Source organism: Acidobacteriota bacterium (genome assembly GCA_016713675.1).
Taxonomy (GTDB): domain Bacteria; phylum Acidobacteriota; class Blastocatellia; order Pyrinomonadales; family Pyrinomonadaceae; genus OLB17.
Window position 1 is genome coordinate 1,327,604 of the sequence record JADJOS010000001.1, and the last position, 21,752, is coordinate 1,349,355.

General features: G+C 53.0%; 18 protein-coding genes. 10 read left to right on the forward strand and 8 right to left on the reverse strand.

What is annotated here, in order from left to right:
• The gene (locus IPK01_06050) at window positions 1-594 is read left to right on the forward strand and encodes a hypothetical protein (GenBank protein ID MBK7933053.1); all 594 of its coding nucleotides are present in this window, start codon (window positions 1-3) and stop codon (window positions 592-594) included.
• Here the strand turns inward: IPK01_06050 and IPK01_06055 are convergent, their stop codons facing one another.
• The 3 genes from IPK01_06055 to IPK01_06065 form a co-directional block, all read right to left on the reverse strand.
• A complete protein-coding gene (locus IPK01_06055) occupies window positions 595-1,053 on the reverse strand; it encodes an SRPBCC family protein (GenBank protein MBK7933054.1) in 459 nt (152 codons plus the stop codon).
• A gap of 93 nt (window positions 1,054-1,146) precedes the next feature.
• Window positions 1,147-2,229: a VWA domain-containing protein gene (locus IPK01_06060; protein ID MBK7933055.1), complete on the reverse strand. Its 1,083-nt coding sequence runs from the start codon at window positions 2,227-2,229 to the stop codon at window positions 1,147-1,149.
• A gap of 18 nt (window positions 2,230-2,247) precedes the next feature.
• The gene (locus IPK01_06065) at window positions 2,248-3,228 is read right to left on the reverse strand and encodes a VWA domain-containing protein (GenBank protein MBK7933056.1); all 981 of its coding nucleotides are present in this window, start codon (window positions 3,226-3,228) and stop codon (window positions 2,248-2,250) included.
• Window positions 3,229-3,385: 157 nt separating this feature from the next.
• Here IPK01_06065 and IPK01_06070 point away from each other — a divergent pair, with 157 nt between their 5' ends.
• Window positions 3,386-4,765, forward strand: a complete 1,380-nt coding sequence (locus tag IPK01_06070; GenBank protein ID MBK7933057.1) for a phosphomannomutase/phosphoglucomutase — start codon at window positions 3,386-3,388, stop codon at window positions 4,763-4,765.
• Here the strand turns inward: IPK01_06070 and lepA are convergent.
• Window positions 4,762-6,564, reverse strand: a complete 1,803-nt coding sequence (gene lepA, locus IPK01_06075) for an elongation factor 4 (protein ID MBK7933058.1) — start codon at window positions 6,562-6,564, stop codon at window positions 4,762-4,764. The genes IPK01_06070 and lepA overlap by 4 nt on opposite strands.
• Window positions 6,565-6,845: 281 nt before the next feature.
• Between lepA and IPK01_06080 the strand changes: the two genes are divergently transcribed.
• From IPK01_06080 to rfbD, 6 genes are all read left to right on the forward strand, one after another.
• Complete coding sequence (locus tag IPK01_06080) at window positions 6,846-7,283, forward strand: YtxH domain-containing protein (protein ID MBK7933059.1); 438 nt, start codon at window positions 6,846-6,848, stop codon at window positions 7,281-7,283.
• Window positions 7,284-7,286: 3 nt separating this feature from the next.
• Complete coding sequence (locus tag IPK01_06085) at window positions 7,287-7,826, forward strand: hypothetical protein (protein MBK7933060.1); 540 nt, start codon at window positions 7,287-7,289, stop codon at window positions 7,824-7,826.
• Between the two features lie 311 nt (window positions 7,827-8,137).
• The gene (locus tag IPK01_06090) at window positions 8,138-9,307 is read left to right on the forward strand and encodes a hypothetical protein (protein MBK7933061.1); all 1,170 of its coding nucleotides are present in this window, start codon (window positions 8,138-8,140) and stop codon (window positions 9,305-9,307) included.
• Between the two features lie 17 nt (window positions 9,308-9,324).
• Complete coding sequence (locus IPK01_06095; GenBank protein MBK7933062.1) at window positions 9,325-9,549, forward strand: hypothetical protein; 225 nt, start codon at window positions 9,325-9,327, stop codon at window positions 9,547-9,549.
• A gap of 214 nt (window positions 9,550-9,763) precedes the next feature.
• On the forward strand, window positions 9,764-10,783 hold the full coding sequence (gene rfbB / locus IPK01_06100) for a dTDP-glucose 4,6-dehydratase (protein MBK7933063.1): 1,020 nt from the start codon (window positions 9,764-9,766) through the stop codon (window positions 10,781-10,783).
• A gap of 3 nt (window positions 10,784-10,786) precedes the next feature.
• Entirely contained in the window at window positions 10,787-11,629 is an 843-nt protein-coding gene (gene rfbD, locus IPK01_06105) for a dTDP-4-dehydrorhamnose reductase (protein MBK7933064.1), read from the forward strand.
• A 51-nt stretch (window positions 11,630-11,680) separates the two neighbouring features.
• On the opposite strand, the gene IPK01_06110 is transcribed toward rfbD, so the two are convergent.
• Entirely contained in the window at window positions 11,681-14,197 is a 2,517-nt protein-coding gene (locus IPK01_06110) for a polysaccharide biosynthesis tyrosine autokinase (protein ID MBK7933065.1), read from the reverse strand.
• Between the two features lie 222 nt (window positions 14,198-14,419).
• Here IPK01_06110 and IPK01_06115 point away from each other — a divergent pair, with 222 nt between their 5' ends.
• Entirely contained in the window at window positions 14,420-18,160 is a 3,741-nt protein-coding gene (locus IPK01_06115; GenBank protein ID MBK7933066.1) for an FAD-dependent oxidoreductase, read from the forward strand.
• 29 nt (window positions 18,161-18,189) lie between these two features.
• On the opposite strand, the gene IPK01_06120 is transcribed toward IPK01_06115, so the two are convergent.
• Complete coding sequence (locus IPK01_06120) at window positions 18,190-19,395, reverse strand: hypothetical protein (protein MBK7933067.1); 1,206 nt, start codon at window positions 19,393-19,395, stop codon at window positions 18,190-18,192.
• A 197-nt stretch (window positions 19,396-19,592) separates the two neighbouring features.
• On the opposite strand from IPK01_06120, the gene IPK01_06125 reads away from it, so the two are divergent.
• Complete coding sequence (locus tag IPK01_06125) at window positions 19,593-20,384, forward strand: class I SAM-dependent methyltransferase (protein MBK7933068.1); 792 nt, start codon at window positions 19,593-19,595, stop codon at window positions 20,382-20,384.
• Here the strand turns inward: IPK01_06125 and IPK01_06130 are convergent.
• Together IPK01_06130 and pip are read right to left on the reverse strand one after the other, a co-directional pair.
• Window positions 20,381-20,644, reverse strand: a complete 264-nt coding sequence (locus IPK01_06130) for a twin-arginine translocase TatA/TatE family subunit (protein MBK7933069.1) — start codon at window positions 20,642-20,644, stop codon at window positions 20,381-20,383. The genes IPK01_06125 and IPK01_06130 overlap by 4 nt on opposite strands.
• Window positions 20,645-20,747: 103 nt before the next feature.
• Window positions 20,748-21,701, reverse strand: a complete 954-nt coding sequence (pip, locus tag IPK01_06135) for a prolyl aminopeptidase (protein MBK7933070.1) — start codon at window positions 21,699-21,701, stop codon at window positions 20,748-20,750.
• Window positions 21,702-21,752 lie beyond the last annotated feature (51 nt).

A 21,752-nucleotide genomic window follows, 5' to 3' on the forward strand; every position in this document is an offset into this window, starting at 1 on the left:
ATGAAACATTCGCTGGTCCTTGCCTTACTTCTTATATTGACCTCGGCGGCCTTCGCACAGACGGCGGCGCCAAGCGTGACCTTCTGGAATGAACTGCAAAAACTGTGCGGCAAGGCGTATTCCGGCACGATCGCCGTCGATACCGCTAACAGCCCGGATTTTGCGAACAAGGCTCTTATAATGCATGTCCGGGCCTGCGAAAAGGGCCGCATCCGAAAACCGTTCTTCGTCGGCGGCGACCGCTCGCGCACCTGGATCCTGACCAGAAAAAATTCGCGTATCCAGCTTAAACACGATCACCGCCACGATGATGGCAAACCGGACAAAGTCACGATGTATGGCGGGACGACAAATAATCCGGGCGAGGCGACACGTCAGTTTTTTCCCGCGGACGAACAAACAACGAAAGTCGTCGCTCCGCCCGCAGGCAACGCTCCGTCTGCGGCCGCTAACGTATGGTGGATCGAGCTCGTGCCGGGCGAATATTTCACATACAACCTTCGGCGATTGGGCGGCGATAGATTATTTAGCGTAAAATTTGACCTCAAAAAAACGGTGGCCGAACCGGCCGCTCCATGGGGCTGGAAGAAATAGTTATCGAGCGAGCCGCTCTTTCAGTCCTTCCTCGCCCCAACTCATGATCGTGTCGTGATTCCAGCGGAAAAACGGCCGGGCGACCGGTGCGAGCAGGTTCATCCATGCTTTGGTCGTTTTCACACGCCAATCGTACTGCACGCGTGCCCGATCATCGCTGACTGCTTCGAATTGCCACAGTCCATGACCGTCGAGTTCGCCAAAAGCACGGGCCTCGATCAGTTTTAACCTTTCGACCCGCAGCACTTCGCCGTCAAACTCAAGCTTGTACGGCAGCGCACTTCGCCACACCGTCCGGCGGATCGAACCGACACCGTTGTCGCCGCCTTTTTCAAGTTCGGTCACGCTCAGCACGCCCTTCCACCATTCGGGCCACGCATCGGCGTTCTCGATCACATCCCAGACACGCTCGACCGGTGCGTCGATGTTCCAAACCGTAACAAATTCATACTCGCTCATAAAAAAAACGGGAGAGTTAATGGATAACATCTCCCGCGATCATATCTCAATCTTCAGATCTCAAATTTCAGATCTGAGATCTTAAATGGTCCTTTATTTCTTCTGAGGCGACTTTGCGAAGTAGCCTTGTCGATGCGTTACCTTGACCTTGTCTTTTTGCAGCTGCTGATTGGCCAACTGGATCTCGATCTTGCGATACGAGCCGTCGAGCGTCTGATTTGACGGCTCATACGCGATCAGATACTGCGACCGCATCTCGTCCTCGATCTGTTTGAATGCCTCGCGAAGTTCGCGTTCGTCCCGCGGAAAAAATGCTCGTCCTCCGGTCCTTTCTGCGATCTTGCTCATCGAGCCGCGATCGACGCCGCCGTAAAAATCGTCGCCAACACCGACCGCGTAAATTATCGCCTCTGCCTTGAGTGCTGCCTGAATGGCGTCGTCGAGCTTCTTCCGGCCCGACGTGTTGACGCCGTCCGATAGCAAAATGATCGCACGCCGCGTTTTCTCCGGTGCCGGGCCGAGTATTTCGTCCGATGTGATCCAGATCGAATCCCAGATCGCGGTCGAACCGGCCGTCATCTGATTGTCGCTCGACGCCGGCGGTGTGCCCGTGATAACGCCTCCGCCGATATAGCCGGACGGCGGCACAAACTGCACGCGGTCGATCGCCCGACGCAGCCGCTGCATATTGTTGGTCATTCCCTGTTCGAGAGTTGATTCGCCGGTGAATGAGATCACTGCGACCTCGTCTTTGGTTGGCCGCACTACCGATTCAAGAAACGATATCGCCGCCGATTTTTCTGCCGGCAAAGTTCGCTCTTGCGAAATACTCGTATCGATCAGTATCGCGAGGCTTAGCGGCAGATCGACCTGCTTTGCAAATGCGGTGATCTCCTGGGGTTTGTCGTTCTCGAGTATGCGGATATCGCGTTGAGCAAGGTTTGTGATAAGCCGCCGGTTGCGGTCCTGAGCCGTGAATAGGACGTTTACGACCTCGGTATCGACCTTGATCACTTCGTCATCTTCAATAACGGCCGGCGTCGGCGTCGGCGTCGGTGTCGCGGCGGGCGATTTCGCGTTTTGCTGTTGAGCTTCGACAGACGAAAACCCGACGAACGAAGCGGCAAAAAACGCAGCAGCAATGAACGTCAATATTATCTGTTTTCTCAGCAGCATTTTATGTTCCCCAAACCTCTATTTCAGGTTATCTTTGATCGCCCGATAGCTCGACTTGGTGCGGATCTTGTAGTCCTTACCTTTGTTGTCGGCAAATCTGACTTCGATCTTGCGAACGCGGCCGTCGTAATTCTGATTTGCCGGCCGGTAAGTGATGATATATTGAGACTTAAGCTCCTGCGAGATCTTGGTGAACGACTTTTCGAGAGCGAGCATGTCGCCGGTGAAGAACGCCTCTCCGCCCGTTTCTTCGCACAATCGGATCAGTTCCTTATCGCCCTTATCATTGACCGTTCCTGCCTCGACGCCGGGGACGGTTCCCAAAAATCCGGCCTTGGTTGAGATGGCAAAGATCGTCGTTTCGGTTCGCTGAGCAATATCGATCGCGTCGATCAGATTCGCCCGGCTGAATGTATCGTCACCGTCCGTTATGATCACGATCACGCGTCGGCCCGGAACATTTCTCAGTTTTTCGTCCGCAAACGTCCAAACCGCATCATACAGTGCCGTCTGCGAACCGGATTTTTTGACCGAATCGACGGCCTTTTGCAGCCGGTCGAGTTTGTCGGTGAAATCCTGCCGCAGCAATACGTCGTGGTCAAACGTCATGAACGCCGCTTTGTCCTTGCGGAGCGTGATCACCGAATGGAGAAAGTTCGCCGCCGCTTCTTTCGAAAAGCCGAATTTGCCGGCCGTCGAGGGCGATGTGTCCATCAATACGCCGACATAGACCGGCGGATTGGTCTTCCCGTCCGAGAAGTACGTCACTTCTTGCTGAACTCCGTCCTCGAATACCTGAAAATCGCCTCGCTGCAATCCGCTGATCAGCTGTTTTTTCTGCGTAACGGTGACCGGCAGGCGGACCTCGAATGTCTTTGACGCTCCGGTGTCGTCTATAACGGCCGGAGTCGGAGTGGGTGTCTGCGCAGAAACACCTGCTGTGAATACAACGGCTATAACAAATGCGGAAATATAGATAAATCGGTACATTGATCTCATAACTTGTACGCCTGTTTCGATGCTTGTTTATTATGCGCTGTTGCCTTAGCGCAATCACGAAGTATAGCAAAATCGGGCTCTGACCACACGCAAACTGCGGCCAATGCCGTTTACGCTTTTGCGCGTCCTGCCGGTTTCGCGTAACAATTATCACAGCATGAACCCAAACATTTTCAGAGAATACGATATCCGCGGCATCGTCGGGGATCACCTGACCGACGAAACGGTCGCAATGCTCGGTCGCGCGATCGGCACATTTTTTCGGCAGAACAATGCGAAACGCATCGCCATCGGCTACGATGCACGCATCAGTTCGCCGGGATTTTGTCAGCTTTTGACCGAGGGATTTACGGCATCGGGACTCGATGTCGTGCTGGTCGGCATGGTCCCGACGCCCGTTCTCTATCACACCGTCTACACACGCGACGTCGATGGCGGCGTGATGATCACAGGCTCACACAATCCGCCCGATCACAATGGGTTTAAGATCTGCCTCGGCAAGGGAACGCTGTTTGGTTCGCAGATACAGGAGATAAAGGAGATCGCGTTCGAGGCAGAAACACGACCGGTAGGGAGTGTGCCTCTTCCAAACCGCGGCTCAGTCGAGACTATTGAGGTTCTCGACGAGTATTGCCGCGACATCGTCTCCGGCATCTCGCTCGGCCCGCGTAAGATCAAGGCTGTGATCGACGCCGGCAACGGCATGGGCGGCGTCACCGGCGTGCCGGTCTATCGTGCTCTCGGCGTCGAACTAGTCGAGCTTTTCACCGAGCCCGATTCGAGCTTTCCAAACCATCACCCCGATCCGACCGTCACCGAAAATCTCGAAGACACGATCCGAACCGTGCGGGAAACGGGAGCCGACATCGGCATCGCCTTCGATGGCGACGGCGACCGAATTGGCGTTGTCGATGAGAATGGCCGCATTATCTGGGGCGACGAACTGATGGTTCTGCTCTCACGCAATGTCCTCGCCGAAAATCCCGGAGCGACGATCATCGCCGAGGTAAAATGCTCGCAAACGCTCTACGACGATATAGCCAAAAACGGCGGAAACGGCATCATGTGGAAGGCCGGCCACTCGTTGATCAAGGCAAAAATGAAAGAAACACACGCCGCCCTCGCAGGCGAAATGAGCGGCCACATCTTCTTTGCCGACCGATTCTACGGCTTTGACGACGCCACCTACGCCGGAGCCCGAGTCCTCGAAATTCTCTCAAACACCGACAAACCCTTGTCCGAATTAACGGCCGATCTCCCCAAAACCTTCTCCACACCCGAACTCCGCACCGATTGCCCCGACGAAACAAAATTTGACGTAGTCGCGAAGATCGCCGAACACTTTGCCCAAACAAACGAGGTCATCACCATCGACGGAGCAAGGATCCTCTTCGCCCACGGCTGGGGCCTAGTCCGCGCGTCAAATACACAAGCAATTTTGGTATCAAGATTTGAGGCTGATTCCGATGCTGCCTTGGACGAGATCAGATCAGTCGTTGAATCAAAAGTTGCTGAAATGATTTCCAACGGTGACTAACTCTCATTTACCTTCAGCACGGCCAGGAACGCCTCTTGCGGGATCTCGACGCGGCCGACCTTTTTCATTCGCTTTTTGCCTTCTTTTTGCTTTTCGAGCAGTTTGCGTTTGCGTGAGATGTCGCCGCCGTAGCATTTGGCGATGACGTTTTTGCCCATTGCCTTGACGGTTTCGCGGGCGATGACCTTGCTGCCGATGGCGGCCTGGATGGCGACCTCGAACATCTGCCGCGGGATGAGTTCCTTCATCTTGGCGGTCAGCAGGCGGCCTTTTGCCGTGGCCGTGTCGGCGTGGAGAATGAGCGAAAGAGCGTCGACCGGCTCGCCCGAAACGAGCACGTCGAGTTTAACGAGCTTGCTCGCCTGATAACCGGACACATGATAGTCGAGCGACGCATAGCCTTTTGACACGCTCTTCAGACGGTCGTAGAAATCAAGAACTATCTCATTGAGCGGCAGTTCGTAAACGAGCATCACACGGTTTGTCGTAATGTACTCGAACTTTTTCTGCACGCCGCGTTTCTCATCCAGCAAAGGCAGAATGCCGCCGAGGTAATCATCATTGGTAAGGATCGTCGCTTCGATGAACGGTTCCTCGATCTTCGTGATGCGTCCGGTTTCCGGCATTTTGGACGGGCTGTCGATCTCGGCTACTTCGCCGTCAGTCGTCGTCACGCGGTAACGCACGCCCGGAGCGGTCGTGATCAGTTCGAGGTTGAATTCACGTTCGAGCCGTTCCTGCACGATCTCCATGTGCAAAAGGCCGAGAAAGCCGCAGCGGAATCCAAAGCCCAGCGCAGTCGAGCTTTCAGGCTCGAAGAAGAACGACGCATCGTTGAGCCGCAGCTTTTCCATCGCGTCGCGCAGGTCTTCGTATTGAGCGGCGTCGATCGGATAAAGCCCGGCGAAAACCATCGGCTTAACTTCCTTAAATCCGGGCAATGCTTCGCTTACAGGCCGTGCGGCGTCGGTGATCGTGTCTCCGATCTGTACGTCGGCAACCGTCTTGATCGACGCCGTCAAAAAGCCTACTTCGCCGGGGCCGAGTTCGTTGATCGGCGTCGGACGCGGGCGGTTTACGCCAATAGTTTCGGTCAGATATTCGCGGCCTGTGTTAAAGAACTTGATCTTCGTGCCTTTTTTGATCGTTCCGTCGATGACGCGAAACAGCACGATCACACCGCGATACGAGTCGTACCAACTGTCAAATATCAACGCCTTGAGCGGAGCATTACGGTCGCCTTTCGGCGGCGGGATCTTGGCGACGATCGCTTCGAGCACATCCGATATACCGATGCCCGACTTGGCTGAGGTCAGAACGGCTTCGCTGGCGTCGAGGCCAATGATGTTCTCGATCTGTTCTTTGATCCGGTCAGGTTCGGCGGACGGCAGGTCGATCTTGTTTAGAACAGGTATGAGTTCGAGGTCGTTCTCGATCGCGAGATATGTATTAGCCAGCGTCTGTGCCTCAACGCCCTGCGACGCATCGACGATCAGCAGCGCGCCTTCGCATGCCGACAGCGAACGCGAAACTTCGTAACTGAAATCGACGTGTCCCGGCGTGTCGATCAGATTCAGGACATAATCCTTGCCGTCTTTCGCCTTGTAATCGAGCCGCACGGCGTGCGATTTGATCGTGATACCGCGTTCGCGTTCGAGGTCCATATCGTCGAGCATCTGCGCCTCGATATCGCGTTCGGCGACGGCGCCCGTTATCTGCAGCAATCGATCGGCAAGCGTCGATTTGCCGTGATCGATGTGGGCGATGATCGAAAAATTTCTGATGTTAGCTAGATCCATACTGCGTAAAACCGAATCTTTAACAATAGCAAAAGACCGAAAAAATCGCATCTCCGAGCCGAATGCCACGAGACGAGTCTTCGCCACAGAGATCACAGAGATCACCGAGAGGCCAAAAATCAAATTTCATTCACCATCTCCGTGCTCTCTGTGATCTCTGTGGCAAATTCTTACCTCCGCGCTCGAAATTTTCATTGCCCTAAACATTCGTCTTTGTTATAGTTAGGTTACAAAATACGTTTAGCAGTAATTGACGCATTTTTTGCGTGGGAGGAATTGATATGAGACACGAATACGAACGAGAAGAAACAAGTGCAGCGACGAAATTGACATATTTGCTGGTCGGCGGCGGCATCGGTGCGATCCTTGCATTGCTGTTTGCTCCCAAATCCGGCGAAGAGCTCCGCGGCGACATCGCTGACGCGACCCGCAAGGGAATCGAAAAGAGCAAGGAAACTGCGGCAAACCTGCAGGAAAAGGCAGGCGAATATTACGAAGTTTCGCGTGAAAAGGCGAGCGAGTTTTACGAAACGGCTCAGGAAAAGGCCGGTGATCTCGCAGAAAAGGCAAAGGCAGCTGCGGCACGTACAGCGAATCCCTTTTCAGCCGCTATCGAAGCCGGTAAAGACGCCTATACCGAAGAAAAACGTAAGAACGAGACCAAATCGATCACCGAGGGCCGCGCAAGCTACCCGATCAAGACCGAAGAAGGTAAGTAAACTATGAATGCGAACGACCCGCAATTTTGGATGATGATCTCGTCGATCATCACAGCCATTTGTTTTATCGTGATGGCGATCGCCCTTATCGCTGTCGCTATTACGGTAAAGCGTGTCGTTGCGACGGTTCAGCGCGTCGAGGAACGCATCGAGCCGCTTATTACCAAGGTCGATGCCATCGGTAAACAGGGCCAGGAGATATCGGTCTCATTCGCCGAGGTTTCCGCCAATCTATCGACCGCGACCAAGCACCTCGCCGAATCGACCGAACTGATCAAGGACGAGGTTGCCGAGCTCCGCGTACTGGTCGGCCATACCGCCCATACTGCCAAAGACAAGGTCGATATGGTCAGCCGATCGATCGACCGGACACATTCGCAGGTCCTCGACACGACCGAATTTGTAAACCAAAAGATCGTCGTCCCGGCCCGCGAGATCGCCGCCGTCATGGCGGGCGTCAAAAAAGGACTCGAGGTCCTCTTCGCCCCCGCCCCTAAACAGATCGATCGCGTTTACGTAGACGACGAGATGTTTATCGGATAACGATCAACTCAATTCAGACCAAAAAGGCTGCCCGAAAAGGCGGTCTTTTTCATTTTGGACCTAAGGTGGTCCGCGGATATTCGGCTTCAGGAATGAGACGACTTGACTCCGTGTTTACCTAACCCTGCGAAATTTCCATTGCCATTGTGTAACAATCCACACGATGGTCTTGGCACGCCCCCAAATATCGAGAATATCCCCACGGAAACGGACCTATTCGAGCGGCACGCGCTTTGCCCGAAAGAGTGTAGCGGCGCCTTGGCCGGATCCAACTCAAACGGGATACCGGATCTAAAACGGAGGTAAAGCATATGCGATCGACCCTCAAATTATTCGGCTTGATGATTTTATTGGGTGGAATGGCGGCGGCCCAGAATACCGCACCATCAACCTTTAGCTACAGTTATGGAAAAGGCAGCCAGGCGGCAAAGGACATTGCCTTTCATCTTGAAAGCTCGATCGAAGGCAAGGTGCTGAGGCAGTTTCCATGCGTTGCTCAAATGGATATGAGCGGCGTTATTGCCCTGCTGGATCTTGAGCGGCAAAAGGAACTGCTTGGAGCCGAACCTAACAACGATACTCTGAAAAACATCGGAGCATCACTGGGTGCGGACTACATCATTGTCGTCAGGGTCACTACATTGCCGAACGGGCAAATGTATATCAATGTCGTTGTGTTGGATTCGCGGACCGCCCGGCAAGTGGCTAACCGCGACGGTCATCCGGCAAGCGGTGACGCCGCGGTCGACCTGATGGAGACAATTGCGGAACAGATCCTAACGGACATGGCCGGTCTGCTAAAGGGTAAATGTACACCACACTGGTCCGGAACCGTGACCTTTAAGTTCAGGTATGAGACGTTGGAGGATAAGACAGAGACGTTTCCGGGCGGCGACAAGAGCGTAAACACAAGGGCGTATCACTCTAGTTGGCTAACCGAGAATTACATCGAGGCATTGTTGAGTGCCAAAGGAGGTGCCGACCAGAACGAAACCAAAGCTCGAGTTGTTCATCGATTTACACATCGTGATGAGCACATCGTCAATGAAAACGAAGCGGCCTGGTGCCGGCCAAAAGGAGCTAATTCCTTTTGGAAAAGGCTGAGCAACCGAGAGAGCGACATCGGCGATGAGCGAGGCGAGGCCACTTCCACCGAAACTGTCTGGGTGACCATCGACAAGGTCAACGGAACATACAAGATCTCGGTGAAATACCCGGCCGTTAAGACCACATCTCGTCGTGAAATAACCGCCACCGGTGTTTCGTGCTTCGATTCAAAACCAAGCTCGGCGATAGCCGACGGTGAAGGGAGCCCGGAAAGTTCCGCATACGTGGTCGACGGGACCGAAGAGGTTAGAGGAGTGCTCGACCCCAAAAATCCTGATGTACTGAGCGGGACGACCACCACTGGTGACAAAACGAGCGGTATCCATACCGTCACCTGGAACCTTCGGCTTGTAAAACCCAAATCGGCGAGATAGTTCGCGTTGGGAATGTGATGGGAGCAATGGTGCGGCGGCTCTCGATGGGTTCGAAGTGGAGCGGCGGCGAGTGCGGTTGGGATCTGCGTTTTCGGTTGGGGACGCTGGACGGCGATGGGGAAATTGTTGGAAACCGGCCTCAGCTTGCGATCTTGCGCGGTTTGACGGTCAAAATGCGATTGTCGCTGGGCCGTTTTTTATTGTCGCTGACCCCTGTTTTGATCGTCGCTGACCCCTATTAACATCGTCGCTGGCCCCCCTAAAAACTGTTGCAGAACGCTGTTTTACGGCATTTTCCCGCTTTTTTGTTGATCTAATTGTGGTACGTACCACAATTTGAACGTTAGGTGAAAAAATACACGTTTGGTCATCGCCGAAAGACGCATTTTACCGGACGGTGATGTCGTTTGTTCGGTTCACATCTCTCCTTTATACTTGAGTAGATTTAGGATTTGTATGACCAAGATCTTCATGACCGGCGGTGCCGGATTTATCGGCTCGGCGTTTGTCCGCCAGGTGCTGGAACGCGAGCCGGACGTTTCGATCATCGATTACGACGCGCTGACCTACGCCGGCAATCTGGAGAACCTCGCCGGAGTCAGCGGCGAACGCCACACCTTTACCAAGGGCGACATTTGCGACCGCGAAGCGGTACTCGCAGCGATGCCCGAGGGCTGCGATGCGGTATTCAACTTTGCTGCCGAATCACACGTCGACCGCAGTATTCACTCGGCAGACGAATTCCTGCGGACCAATATCATCGGCACGCAGGTATTGCTCGATGCCGCACGTGAAAAGGGCGTCCGGCGATTTGTTCAGATCTCGACCGACGAAGTGATGGGCAGCCTGGCGGACGAAAGCGAAGATTACTTTACGGAAAGCTCGCCCCTCCAGCCCAATTCGCCTTACGCCGCGTCAAAGGCAGCTGCTGAATTTGTGGTACGTGCCGCACAGGAAACGCACGGTGTAGATGCCGTTATTACACGCTGCGGCAACAATTACGGCCCGCGGCAGTTTCCCGAAAAGCTGATCCCGCTGATGCTGGCAAATGCGATGAACGACCTGCCGCTGCCTGTTTACGGGGACGGCAAGAATGTGCGTGACTGGATATTTGTCGATGACCATTGCGATGCGATATGGCTCGCCTATAAAAAAGGCCGCTCCGGCGAGGCATACAATATTGGTGCCCGAAACGAGCAGTATAATATCGATGTCGTCAAAGCGATCCTCGACGCCGTCGGCAAACCGCACGCCCTGATAACATACGTAACCGACCGCCTCGGCCATGACCGAAGATACGCGATCGACCCGACAAAGGCCGAGACCGAACTCGGCTGGAAACCCTCAACAAGCTGGCATGACGGCCTCGCCGCAACGATCGACTGGTACCGTGAAAACCGCTCCTGGGTCGAAAATATCCGCAGCGGCGAATATCGGGAATATTACAAGACGATGTACGGCTCGAGCATAGGTTGATCAATGAAAGTTCTCATAACCGGTGCCAACGGAATGGTCGCCCGGGCCGCAATTGAATATTGCCGTTCGATCGGCGACGAGGTCACTGCGTTGACACGACGGCAGCTCGATATTTCTAGCCGTTTGTCGGTTGATACGGCGTTCGAAAAGTTCGGCCCGGAAATCGTCCTTAATTGCGCAGCGTACACTGACGTCGACGGGGCCGAGTCAAACGAGGAGGTCGCGTATCGAGCCAATGCCGTCGGCGTCGAAAACCTCGCCGCGGCCTGTGCCAAGCATAGTGCTGTTTTCATAACTATCTCGACCGATTATGTCTTTGACGGTGCGAAAGACGACCTGTATTCCACCTCTGACACGCCGAACCCGCGGGGCATCTACGCCAGATCAAAACTCGAAGGTGAATTGTTGGCAGCCGCCGCGAATCCGAATTCGATCATTGTCCGTTCGGGCTGGATCTACGGCCATGGCGGAACCAATTTTCTCAGCGTGATGCACAAACTGCTCGCAGATGGGAAACGGATCAAGGCGATCAGAGACAGTTTCGGGACACCGACCTTTGCCGATGACCTCGCGAAACGTTTGCGCGATATGGCATCAAGCGATCGCAAAGGCATAATTCACGTGACGAATTTGGGGAGTGGAACAAGCTACCTTGGGTTTGCTGAAAAATTATGCGAGATCGGCGGCTACGACAGCGATCTGCTCGAGAGCGTAAATAACGACGACCTCAAACGCCCGGCACCGCGTCCATCGAATTCGCGGCTCGAAAATACAGAGATCGCCGGACTGCCTCCGATGCCATACTGGGACGACGCCCTTTACCGGTTCATTAAAAGCGAAAGGTGAGAGAGGCCGGCTAGATCGGCACTCTTTCACCTTTCGAATTCGGAACTTCTATCAGGCCTTTGTATCGTGCTGTGCCTGAACCTCTTCCATTAGCGGGGTTGATTCATCGTCGGTTCTGCGATGGTAATAATCATAATAGCCCGTGCCGTAATAATCGTAATCCATCGACCCGGATTTAACTCCATTGAGCACAACACCGTAGATCCGGGCCCCGATATTGCTCAATCGAAGCTTGAACTGCCTCATCAGGTGGATCGAACTCTTGCCGGTCATTGCGACCAATACGACACCGTCCACAACCGTCGACAGGATAGCTGCGTCAGTGAACGAAAGCGCCGGAGGCGAATCGATGATCACGTGTTTGAAACGTCCACGCAAAAATTGCAGCAGGTTCTTCATCTCCTGCGAACTGAGCAACTCGGCGGGGTTCGGAGGTATCGGGCCGCTCGTAATGATCTTCAATCGCGGCAAATGGGGCGACGTCTTGATAAGATTGTCGGTCGATTTTTCGCCGGACAGATAATTCGTCAAACCATGCGTATTAACAAGGCCGAAGTGGCTGTGCAGACGAGGTCGGCGGAGGTCGCAGTCAATAATGATCACATCAGCATCGCCTTGCGCGAGCGTGATCGCTGTATTGATCGCGGTAGTTGTCTTTCCTTCGGAGGGCTGCGAAGACGTGATAAGTATTGTCTGGGGCGGTTTGCCGGCGGACGAAAACAAGAGTGATGTCCGCAGATGCCGATACGCCTCTGCCATCGGCGAATTGCGCTCCTCAAGCGCGACAAGCGCCGATGGAGACAGTTCCCCGTTTCCATCGCCGTTCTTAGGTATCAAACTCAAGGCCTTCCTATCCCCGTATGTGTGATGAGGTATCAATGCCAATGTCGGCAGTCCGAGATGTCGGCTCACATCGTCGGATGTCCGGACAGAATCGTCAAGATAATCCATCAAGAACGCCAATCCGACACCGAATGCCAATGACACGAGCAAGGCAACGATTATGTTTCGCAAACGCTGAGGACCGATCGGTAAGCTAGGAACAGCAGCCTTATTTGAGATCTTTATATTGTTAGGACTGCCGCCGGATATCGCCAACTCTTGTTCTTTCTGACGCTGTGTATAGGTGTCGAGCAGATTGCGATTGGTTTCGATCTCACGTTTCAATGTCGTAAGTCGCGTTTCAGCTTGGCCTTCAACATTGGCCTGGGACGCAGCCTGTGCGTAAGATACGCGGGCACGCTCTTCACGCTGCTGAGCTGCTCCGAGCTGAGACCGCAGACTTGTTAACACCTCGCGTTGAGCGTTTTTCTCGAGCTTTTCGGCCTCCGATTTGATCTTAGCTGCAACCTCAACGTTCAATCTCAATTTTTGCTTTTCAAGCTCATTGATCTGAGCGGTAACGGCAATGACCTCTCGATACTCCTCGGTGTATTTGGAAAGCAATTTCTCTCGATTCTCTTTTGCCTCATTGATCTTGCGATCGATGTCTTCGATTCGCTTATCGAACTCGGCCTGACGACGAAGGTTCTGGCTGCGAGCTTCCAGAATGGCCTTATTATCAGGAGATACTGAAAGAATATCGCCGCTTTGCGCCGCACTTAATGCGGCATTGTATTGGGCTTGTAACTTTCCGGTTTCATCGTGAGCAGTGTTGTATTGATTTTGTAGTGTCGAAAGATTTGCGGCTCTGAGGTCTCCACCTTTTTCCTGCAATGGCAGCCCACTATTCTGCTGCTCCTGCATTTGTTCACTTTGCTGGATAGCGATCGTAACCTTTAGTGCTTCGATCGATTTCGACAATTCGTCGTATGCTGCATTTGCACCTTCGAGTTCTCGATCCTTATTTTCTTGAATGAAAATCTCGGCAAGTTTATCCGCAAATTTAGCCGAAAGAGCCGGTATCGAGCTTGAAACTGTAATTTGAACAAGATTTGTATCTTCGACACGATCGACCTTTAATCCGCCGGCTAATCTAGCAGCATACCTTACCGCTCGTGCCTCTTCTTCGGGCGAGAGCGGGATCTTCTGCTTTTCGTCATTTACGATCGAAGCCTCATTGACGACCGGCAGCGTATTTTCGGTTGTTGCCTTTGGACTGCCTCCAAAAATCGAGCGAACGCTCGCCATAACTCCCTGGTTCTCTTCGCCAAACAAGTTGGGTTCGAGATGTAGGTTTAAGGCGATCACGACCTTTTTTAACAAGTCGGAACGCTGCAGAAGCTGTAGTTGAGTGTTGTAATAGTCCTGATCATTACCAAAATTGATGTTAATGGCATCCTTTTTTGTGACCTCGGGTTTGCGAGGTTCAATGATCATTTCGGTCTGAGCGGCATAGATCGACGGTTGACGGTAAGAGTAGAACGATACCGCTGCGGTGACTATCAGAGCAATCGCGATAATGATCGGCAATCGCTTGTAGACAATGTTGAAATACTGCCTTAGCGAGCGTTTGCTTGCCAACGATTCATCGTCATAGAAGCCGGCATAAGTCGCCGGATACTCTCCGTGATTTGCTTGAATTTCGGCGGCACGCGGGAGTGGTGTCAGCCTCTGATCTTGTTCCATACTGCTAGAAAACCCAAATGGCCTCGTTGATCCGAAGCGCGCCTAAGACGAACTTGCTTTATACCACATTCGGCGTCACATTTCACTAGCAATTTTGATATTTACGCCTGTTTCATTGCTTGCGATGCCATCACAAAGGCATCAGTTTTGTTAGCTGTCGAGCGAAAGTGATATATTAATCAATTACACTCTGCACCCGAAAATGCGGATTTGTTAACAGATATGACAGTTGGTGTGAATAGATATACAGCGGCAGCGGAATTTGATCTCAAGTTAGGTATTGACGGCTTCAGGTTTTCGGACCTCTTCGATGCCTTGAAATTGAAAGAGCTCGCCGAGAGATTTTACGCCGAAGTGGCAGAAAAGGAGCCGGTCCTGCACACTGCCCTTGCTAAATACATAGCGGCACGCGGCGAAGGATTTGAACGAAAAGTCGAATCCAAGATCCTGACCGACGCCGCTCCGTTCCTTTCTGATTTCGTCGGCAAGCTTTTCAATATCGATAGAGAAAAAGGCGAGCTTTCGCGCACGATCTTAACGCAAAATCCGGTTTGGAAATTCAAGTTCTTTGTCCAACGCCGGGCGGGCAAAAAATATAAACCCGAGCAACTCTCCGAGCTAAACGAATCGCAGCTTTGTTCAGCTGTAACGCAGCTTCGCAATACTGCATTTAACGACACGCTTATTCACGACGAGGAACTTTCGATCGCCGAAATGACTTGCCGGCTACTCGATGCAGAAGAGGCTTTTACGCACATTTCAAGCGATGGCGGCGAAGTTCACGAAGCTGACGAGTCGGTTGCGGCGACGATTCAGAAAATAACGGCCGCCTACGAAAAGCTCAAAGACGAAGTTTTCGGCAAGCTCTTTTCGCAATATGTGATCGAGGAAAATGCGACCGGCGATCTCCTCACGGTTCGGGCCGCGTTGCGGGTTATCGAGGCGTGGGCCGCGGCCGCGTTCGCCAGTAAATCGAAAAAGTGGTACAGCTTTAAGGTCCCGCACGCCCTCGATTACCAAAATCTTGTTCATCTTATTCATCCCAAGCCGCAATTGCACAACATAATGCGCGGCGGCGAAGACATCCTTCGCAAGCGCGACGGTTTTAAGCTGACCGACGATCGCGGCACGATGCGCGACGCTCTCTACGAGATCGACTACTGCATGATCTGTCACGAGCGTGAAAAGGACGCGTGCCGAACTGGACTTCACGAAAAGGACGGCTCAGCGCATCGTAATCCGCTCGGCATCAAGACCGAGGGCTGTCCGCTCGACGAAAGGATCTCCGAGATGCATTTGCTCAAGAAGCAGGGCGACGCGATCGGCTCGCTTGCTCTCGTCACGATCGACAATCCGATGTGCGCCGGCACCGGCCACCGGATCTGCAACGATTGCATGAAGGGCTGCATATTCCAGAAGCAGGAACCCGTAAACATTCCACTAGCCGAGACTGCATCGCTCACTGATGTGTTGAAGCTGCCCTATGGCTTCGAGATATACAGCCTGCTCACACGCTGGAATCCGCTCAACGCTCAACGCCCGTACACATTGCCCTATAACGGCAAAAACATCATGGTCGTCGGCCTCGGGCCTGCCGGTTACACGTTATCGCATTACCTTTTGAACGAAGGTTTCGGCGTGATTGGGATCGACGGCCTCAAGATCGAACCGCTGCCGACTGAGTGGACGGGAGATCACGGCAAATCTTGCCCGAAACCGATCAAAGACATCGACGAGATCACCGAAAACCTCGATGAACGCATTTTGTCCGGTTTCGGGGGCGTTTCCGAATACGGCATTACGGTCCGCTGGGACAAGAATTTCCTAACGATGATCCAGCTCATGCTGACGCGTCGCAAGCGGTTTCGTCCGTACGGCGGAATCAGGTTTGGCGGCACGCTGACGATCGAGGACGCGTGGGACCTTGGGTTCGACCACATCGCGATCGCGACCGGAGCCGGACGGCCGACGATCGTCCCGATGAAGAATAATCTGATTCGCGGAATTCGCCAGGCATCTGATTTTTTGATGTCGCTGCAGCTAACCGGTGCCTTTAAGAAAGACACACTATCGAATCTGCAGGTTCGCTTGCCAGCGGTTGTCATTGGCGGCGGATTGACCGGTATCGACACGGCGACAGAGCTTTTTGCATATTATCCCGTTCAGGTCGAGAAAATGCTCGGCAAATACGAACATGTTGTTGCCGAGTTTGGCGAGGAAAAGGCCATGGAGGCTTTTGACGAAGAGGAGCTCCGCGTCCTGCAGGAATTCCTCGAACATGGCCGTGAGATCCGTGCCGAGCGGGCCCGGGCGGCGGCGCTTGGCGAGGAGCCGAACTTCGTCCCGTTAGTACGCAGTTGGGGCGGCGTTTCACTTGTTTATCGCAAGCGTTTGCAGGATTCGCCCGCATATCGCCTGAATCATGAAGAGGTCCAGAAAGCTCTCGAAGAAGGCATCGATTTCGTCGAATGCATGAGCCCGACCGAGGCAGTGCCCGATGAATACGGTGCGGTCAAAGCCATCATTTTTGAGCGTCTCGATTACATCGCAGAAACGGGAAAATTTGAAAACACGGCGGAAACACACGAATTTCCTGCTCGAACTGTGTGCGTCGCCGCCGGCACCAGCCCGAATGTTATATACGAAAAGGAAAAGCCCGGCACATTCAATATGGACGAATGGCGGCAGTTTTTCCAGCCGTTCAAGGTAGAAAGGGATGGCGACGGAAAACAGGATGTGGTCGAAACGCCGAAAGGCGAAGCGGGATTTTTCACATCGTACGAGCACGACGGCAAGTTCATCAGCTATTATGGCGACAACCATCCGACCTACGCTGGAAACGTCGTCAAAGCGATGGCGTCGGCAAAGCATGGCTATCCTAAGGTCGTCGAGATCTTTGCCGATGAGCTCACGGCTCAAGGGGTTCTGCCGCAAAGCGAACGAGACTCGATCTTCGATAAACTCGAAGCCACACTTGACGAGCAACTAAGGGCATATGTTGTCAAGATTGATCGGCTGACCCCGACAATCGTCGATGTCGTGGTCAAAGCTCCGCTTCAGGCCCGTAAATTTGAGCCCGGACAGTTTTACCGATTGCAGAATTTTGAAACGACCGCACCGGTCATCGACGGTAAACGTTTGATGATGGAGGGCCTGGCTCTCACCGGAGCTTGGGTCGATGAAGAAAAAGGCCTGCTCTCGATGATCGTTCTCGAAATGGGAACATCGTCTCGCCTCTGCCAGTTGCTGAAAGAAGGCGAAGAAGTACTGGTAATGGGCCCAACCGGAACTCCGACCGAGATCACGGAGAATGAGACAGTTTTGCTAGCCGGCGGCGGGCTCGGCAACGCAGTTCTGTTCTCGATCGCACGTGCACTTAGAGAGAAGAACAACAAGGTCGTTTATTTCGCCGGCTATAAGAACGGAGCAGACCTGTTCAAACGCGAGGAGATCGAGAATGCGACGGACGAGGTCGTCTGGGCGACCGACTTTGGCAACGAGATCGTGCCCGCGAGGCCACAGGACGCACATTTCCGGGGCAACATTGTCCAGGCAATGATTGCATACGCAGAAGGTCGATTGGGCACACAAGCGGTTGACTTGAAAGATGTTAACCGCATAATCGCCATCGGTTCGGACCGCATGATGAACGGTGTCCGCGAGGCCCGTCACACGACACTTAAACCGTACCTCAACGAGAATCACACCGCCATCGGCTCGATAAATTCGCCCATGCAATGCATGATGAAAGAGGTCTGTGCCCAATGCCTGCAGCGTCACGTCAACCCACACACCGGCGAAGAGTTCTTTGTTTTCTCGTGCTTCAACCAGGATCAACACCTTGATTTTGTAGATTTCAAGAACCTGAACGACCGTCTTCGGGCCAACAGTATTCAGGAAAAGTTGACAAACCTCTGGCTCGACCGGATGTTTATGAAAGATGAGTTCAAAGCGGGTGCTTGAATATTGTCATTAATAAATCGTTGAACGTGTCACTTACCTTTTGGCTTCACAAGGCGAAGCTTCCACGTTGTTTTGGATCGGCCGTCAGGGGACGTTTGTGTACCACTCAGTACGTTTCGGTTTTTTGGATCGGTTTTGCCAACGGCATCAAAGCTTGTCGCTTGAAGTTTCCCCTCAGGCAAACTCACCGCATCCGTCGAGGGCGCAGGAACTGCCGAACCGCAGCCGGTCGCATTGCGGTATGTTTCAAATTTTCCCAGCAAGACACCGCCGGGCGCTGACACGTTGATGGTATAATTGCCGTCATCATCGATCGAGATGCTAACAGGCATCGTATCTGTTCCCTGGCCTAACTGAGTGGTAGTTTCGGTAAATTCTTCGCTGAAACCCTTGAAGTACGGATTCTTTCCTGGCTCACGGCAATACAGTTCACCGGAAGTACTCGACTTTTTCTGAAATGTGAAATTGGCCCTTTGTCTAACCCGTGCGGTCATCGAATTGACATATTTAGCTCCTGATGCCGGACTAAGAATCGTCGCTTCGATGCTCGTTTGCATATTCGAGGTTTCCGTCAAGGTGCGTTTCGTATTCCGTGAGGCAGTTCGCATGGGCCCTGCATCATTCTTTTGCTTTGATTCGTTGAACGAATAGACGTATTCGACCGTTCCGACCCAATGCGGTTTGCAGCTGTCGGCAAGATATGGGCCAAGCTCTTTGACGAGTTTTTCTGCCAGTTGTTTCGGGTCCGAGCCCATTTCACGAGCCACGGTTTTGCCGGACTGCGTGTCCATCACGAAAACTGAATATGTTAATGAGCCGCCGGGACCGGGTATCGCCGTCACGGACATTACCATGCTCGAACCCATACGATCGCCAAGGTTTTTCAGGGCTTCGTTAGAATCTGTGCCCTCGAGCATCTCACCTTCACGCTCGTCCTTGATCGCATCGCGTATGTCCTGGTCGTCCATCGTTTCGACGCAGGGTTTCTCTCTTTCTAGTGCGGCCCCGATCTCATTCCTTAAGGACTGGGTCGCTCCTTCGCCGCCATTACTCGGGTTTGTCGTGTCGTGTATGACGATCGACGAGCCCTTTTGTTGGGCTTGTGATTTCGCAGAGCCCACGAGTCCTGTGATGAGGACAAGTGTCACGACGAAAAGCGTTAGAGCCCCCGATATCCCAGTCCTTAGCCTGTTCTGTCCAGCAACGCCGATTCTTAGGTCGTTTGAGCCTCTCATTGCCTTCCCCTCCGTTTCAATCATTCAAAGATCGCAAATCTACAACATAATTGTCCGTCTTCAGTGGAACCAATCAGTGACGTTCGTCACCACTGACGTTCTTCGAACACAACGCGTGGACAAGCGGCAGCGTTATCTGGTATTGAAACCCCATTTTTGCATTGCTTTTTTCAAAACACTATCCTTTGAAAAGGATGATGAAAACTCAAAAAGAACTCGCGTTCCTTCGCGACCTCTACATCGAAGACGCTTGGACGAACCGCTTTACCGAACACGTCGATAAGCATATCAAGCTCAATGGGGCCGAAAACCTTCTCTATCTGAACGCCGGAACCGGCAGCCACGCCTTTGCGATCGCCGAAAGGCACGGCGACAAGACAGACGTGTTTGCAGCGTGTGAGAACGAAGATCTACTCTCGATCGCCCGTGACAAGGCTGCGGCTATTAATTCAAACGTAGATTTTTCGACGATCAGATTTGAAGACGATGCGTTTGACGCGGTGCTTGCCGACGCTACATTTGTCCGCCCCGCAGAGCTTGCCGATTTTATCGACGATGCAGTTCGGGTTGCCAAAAATGGCGCGGATGTGGCTTTCTTTTTGCCAGCCGCGGGCAGTTATGGCGAAGTATTTTCCGTGATCTGGGAGGTACTTTTTAACGAGGAAATGACGGAGGACAATGCCGCCGTTGAACGCCTAGTCGCCGCGATCCCGACAATTTCGCGCGTCGAGGAGATCGCCGAACGTTCCGGCCTTGTAAACATCAAGACCGAAACGGCCGTCGAGATATTTGAATACGAAAATGGAGCTGAGTTTGTGGCGTCGCCGCTGGTAGAAGATTTCCTGATGCCGATCTGGCTTGAATCAATGAATGAAGAAGACCTCGCCCGCATTACGACCAAAATTCCCCAGCTAATAGACTCCGAAGAAGGCGACCTGACCTTCCGGTTCACGGTGAAAGCAACACTGGTGACAGGCGAGAAAAGCTAGCTAGCCTGTTTTACTTCGCCCCGACGACGCATTTCTTCCGCGAGAGCTTCGTCGCTCAGCTGGTTGATCTGCGGAGCAGGCGGGTTTGCGTTGATCTTTTGGGCCTCTGCCTTTTCTTCTTCCTCAGCCTCTCGCATTCCTTCTTTGAATGCCTTACGCGTCGCACCGAGCGACTTTGCTAGTTGCGGCAAACGCGTCGCGCCAAACAGTAAGAACAAAACCGCCACGATTAGTATAATTTCTGTTGTTCCGAAGTTCATATTATTATTCCTGCGTATTTGGACGCGTGCTTGACCAAATTGGCCGCTGAATTTTATAGCCGATTCACATCATACCGTTAATTTGCTTGAGATTCACGCAAAATTATTGATGCCGCGACTTAAAGCGGTCCATCGCATCGACCAATGCGGACGAAATACCCTTCTCCGAGATCGAATGGCCCGAGTCCGGGATAACGATAAATTCAGCCTCGGGAAACGCCTTATGCAGTTCCCAAGCCGAAGTGATAGGACAGACGACATCATACCTACCTTGGACGATCACCGTCGGAATATCGCGGATCTTGCCGACGTTTTCGATCAGGTAATTATCGGTCGGGAAGAAAGAGTTGTTAGTAAAATAATGGCACTCGATCCGAGCCAGGCTCAGGGCTTCATGCTCACCTTCCCAATGTTCCATCAGGTCTTTGTCCGGATACAGCTTTGACGTCGAACCTTCCCACACGCTCCATGCACGCGCTGCCGAAATGCGGGTTTTCTCGTCATCGCTCGTGAGGCGTTTGTGATAGGCAGAGAGGAAATCGCCGCGTTCCGACTCAGGGATCTCATCGCGGTAGCGTTCCCAAAAATCCGGAAATATCTCAGACGCCCCATATTGATAAAACCACTCGATCTCTTTTTTACGGGTCAAAAATATCCCGCGAAGCACAAGACCCAAACACCGGTCCGGATGGGTCTCGGCATAAGCTAGGCTCAGCGTGGATCCCCAAGATCCGCCGAAGACGCACCATTTGTCCACGCCGAATTTTTCACGCAATGATTCGATATCCTTGATCAGGTCCCACGTCGTATTCTCACGTAGTTCGGCGTGCGGCGTGGAGCGGCCCGATCCGCGTTGGTCGAACAAGATCACCTGATAAAACTCAGGATCAAAGAACTGCCGGTAAAGCGGCACGAGGCCGCCGCCCGGCCCGCCGTGCAAAAACACGACCGGTACACCACTCGGATTGCCGACGCGTTCGTAATAGATCGTGTGGATGTCCGACACGATATACATTCCGGTGTCAAAAGGTTCAATTTCAGGGTAGAGACTTGCCATAACGATAATAATACGCGAATCCGCGTCGTTGCAGAAGCCCGGACGTCGGTA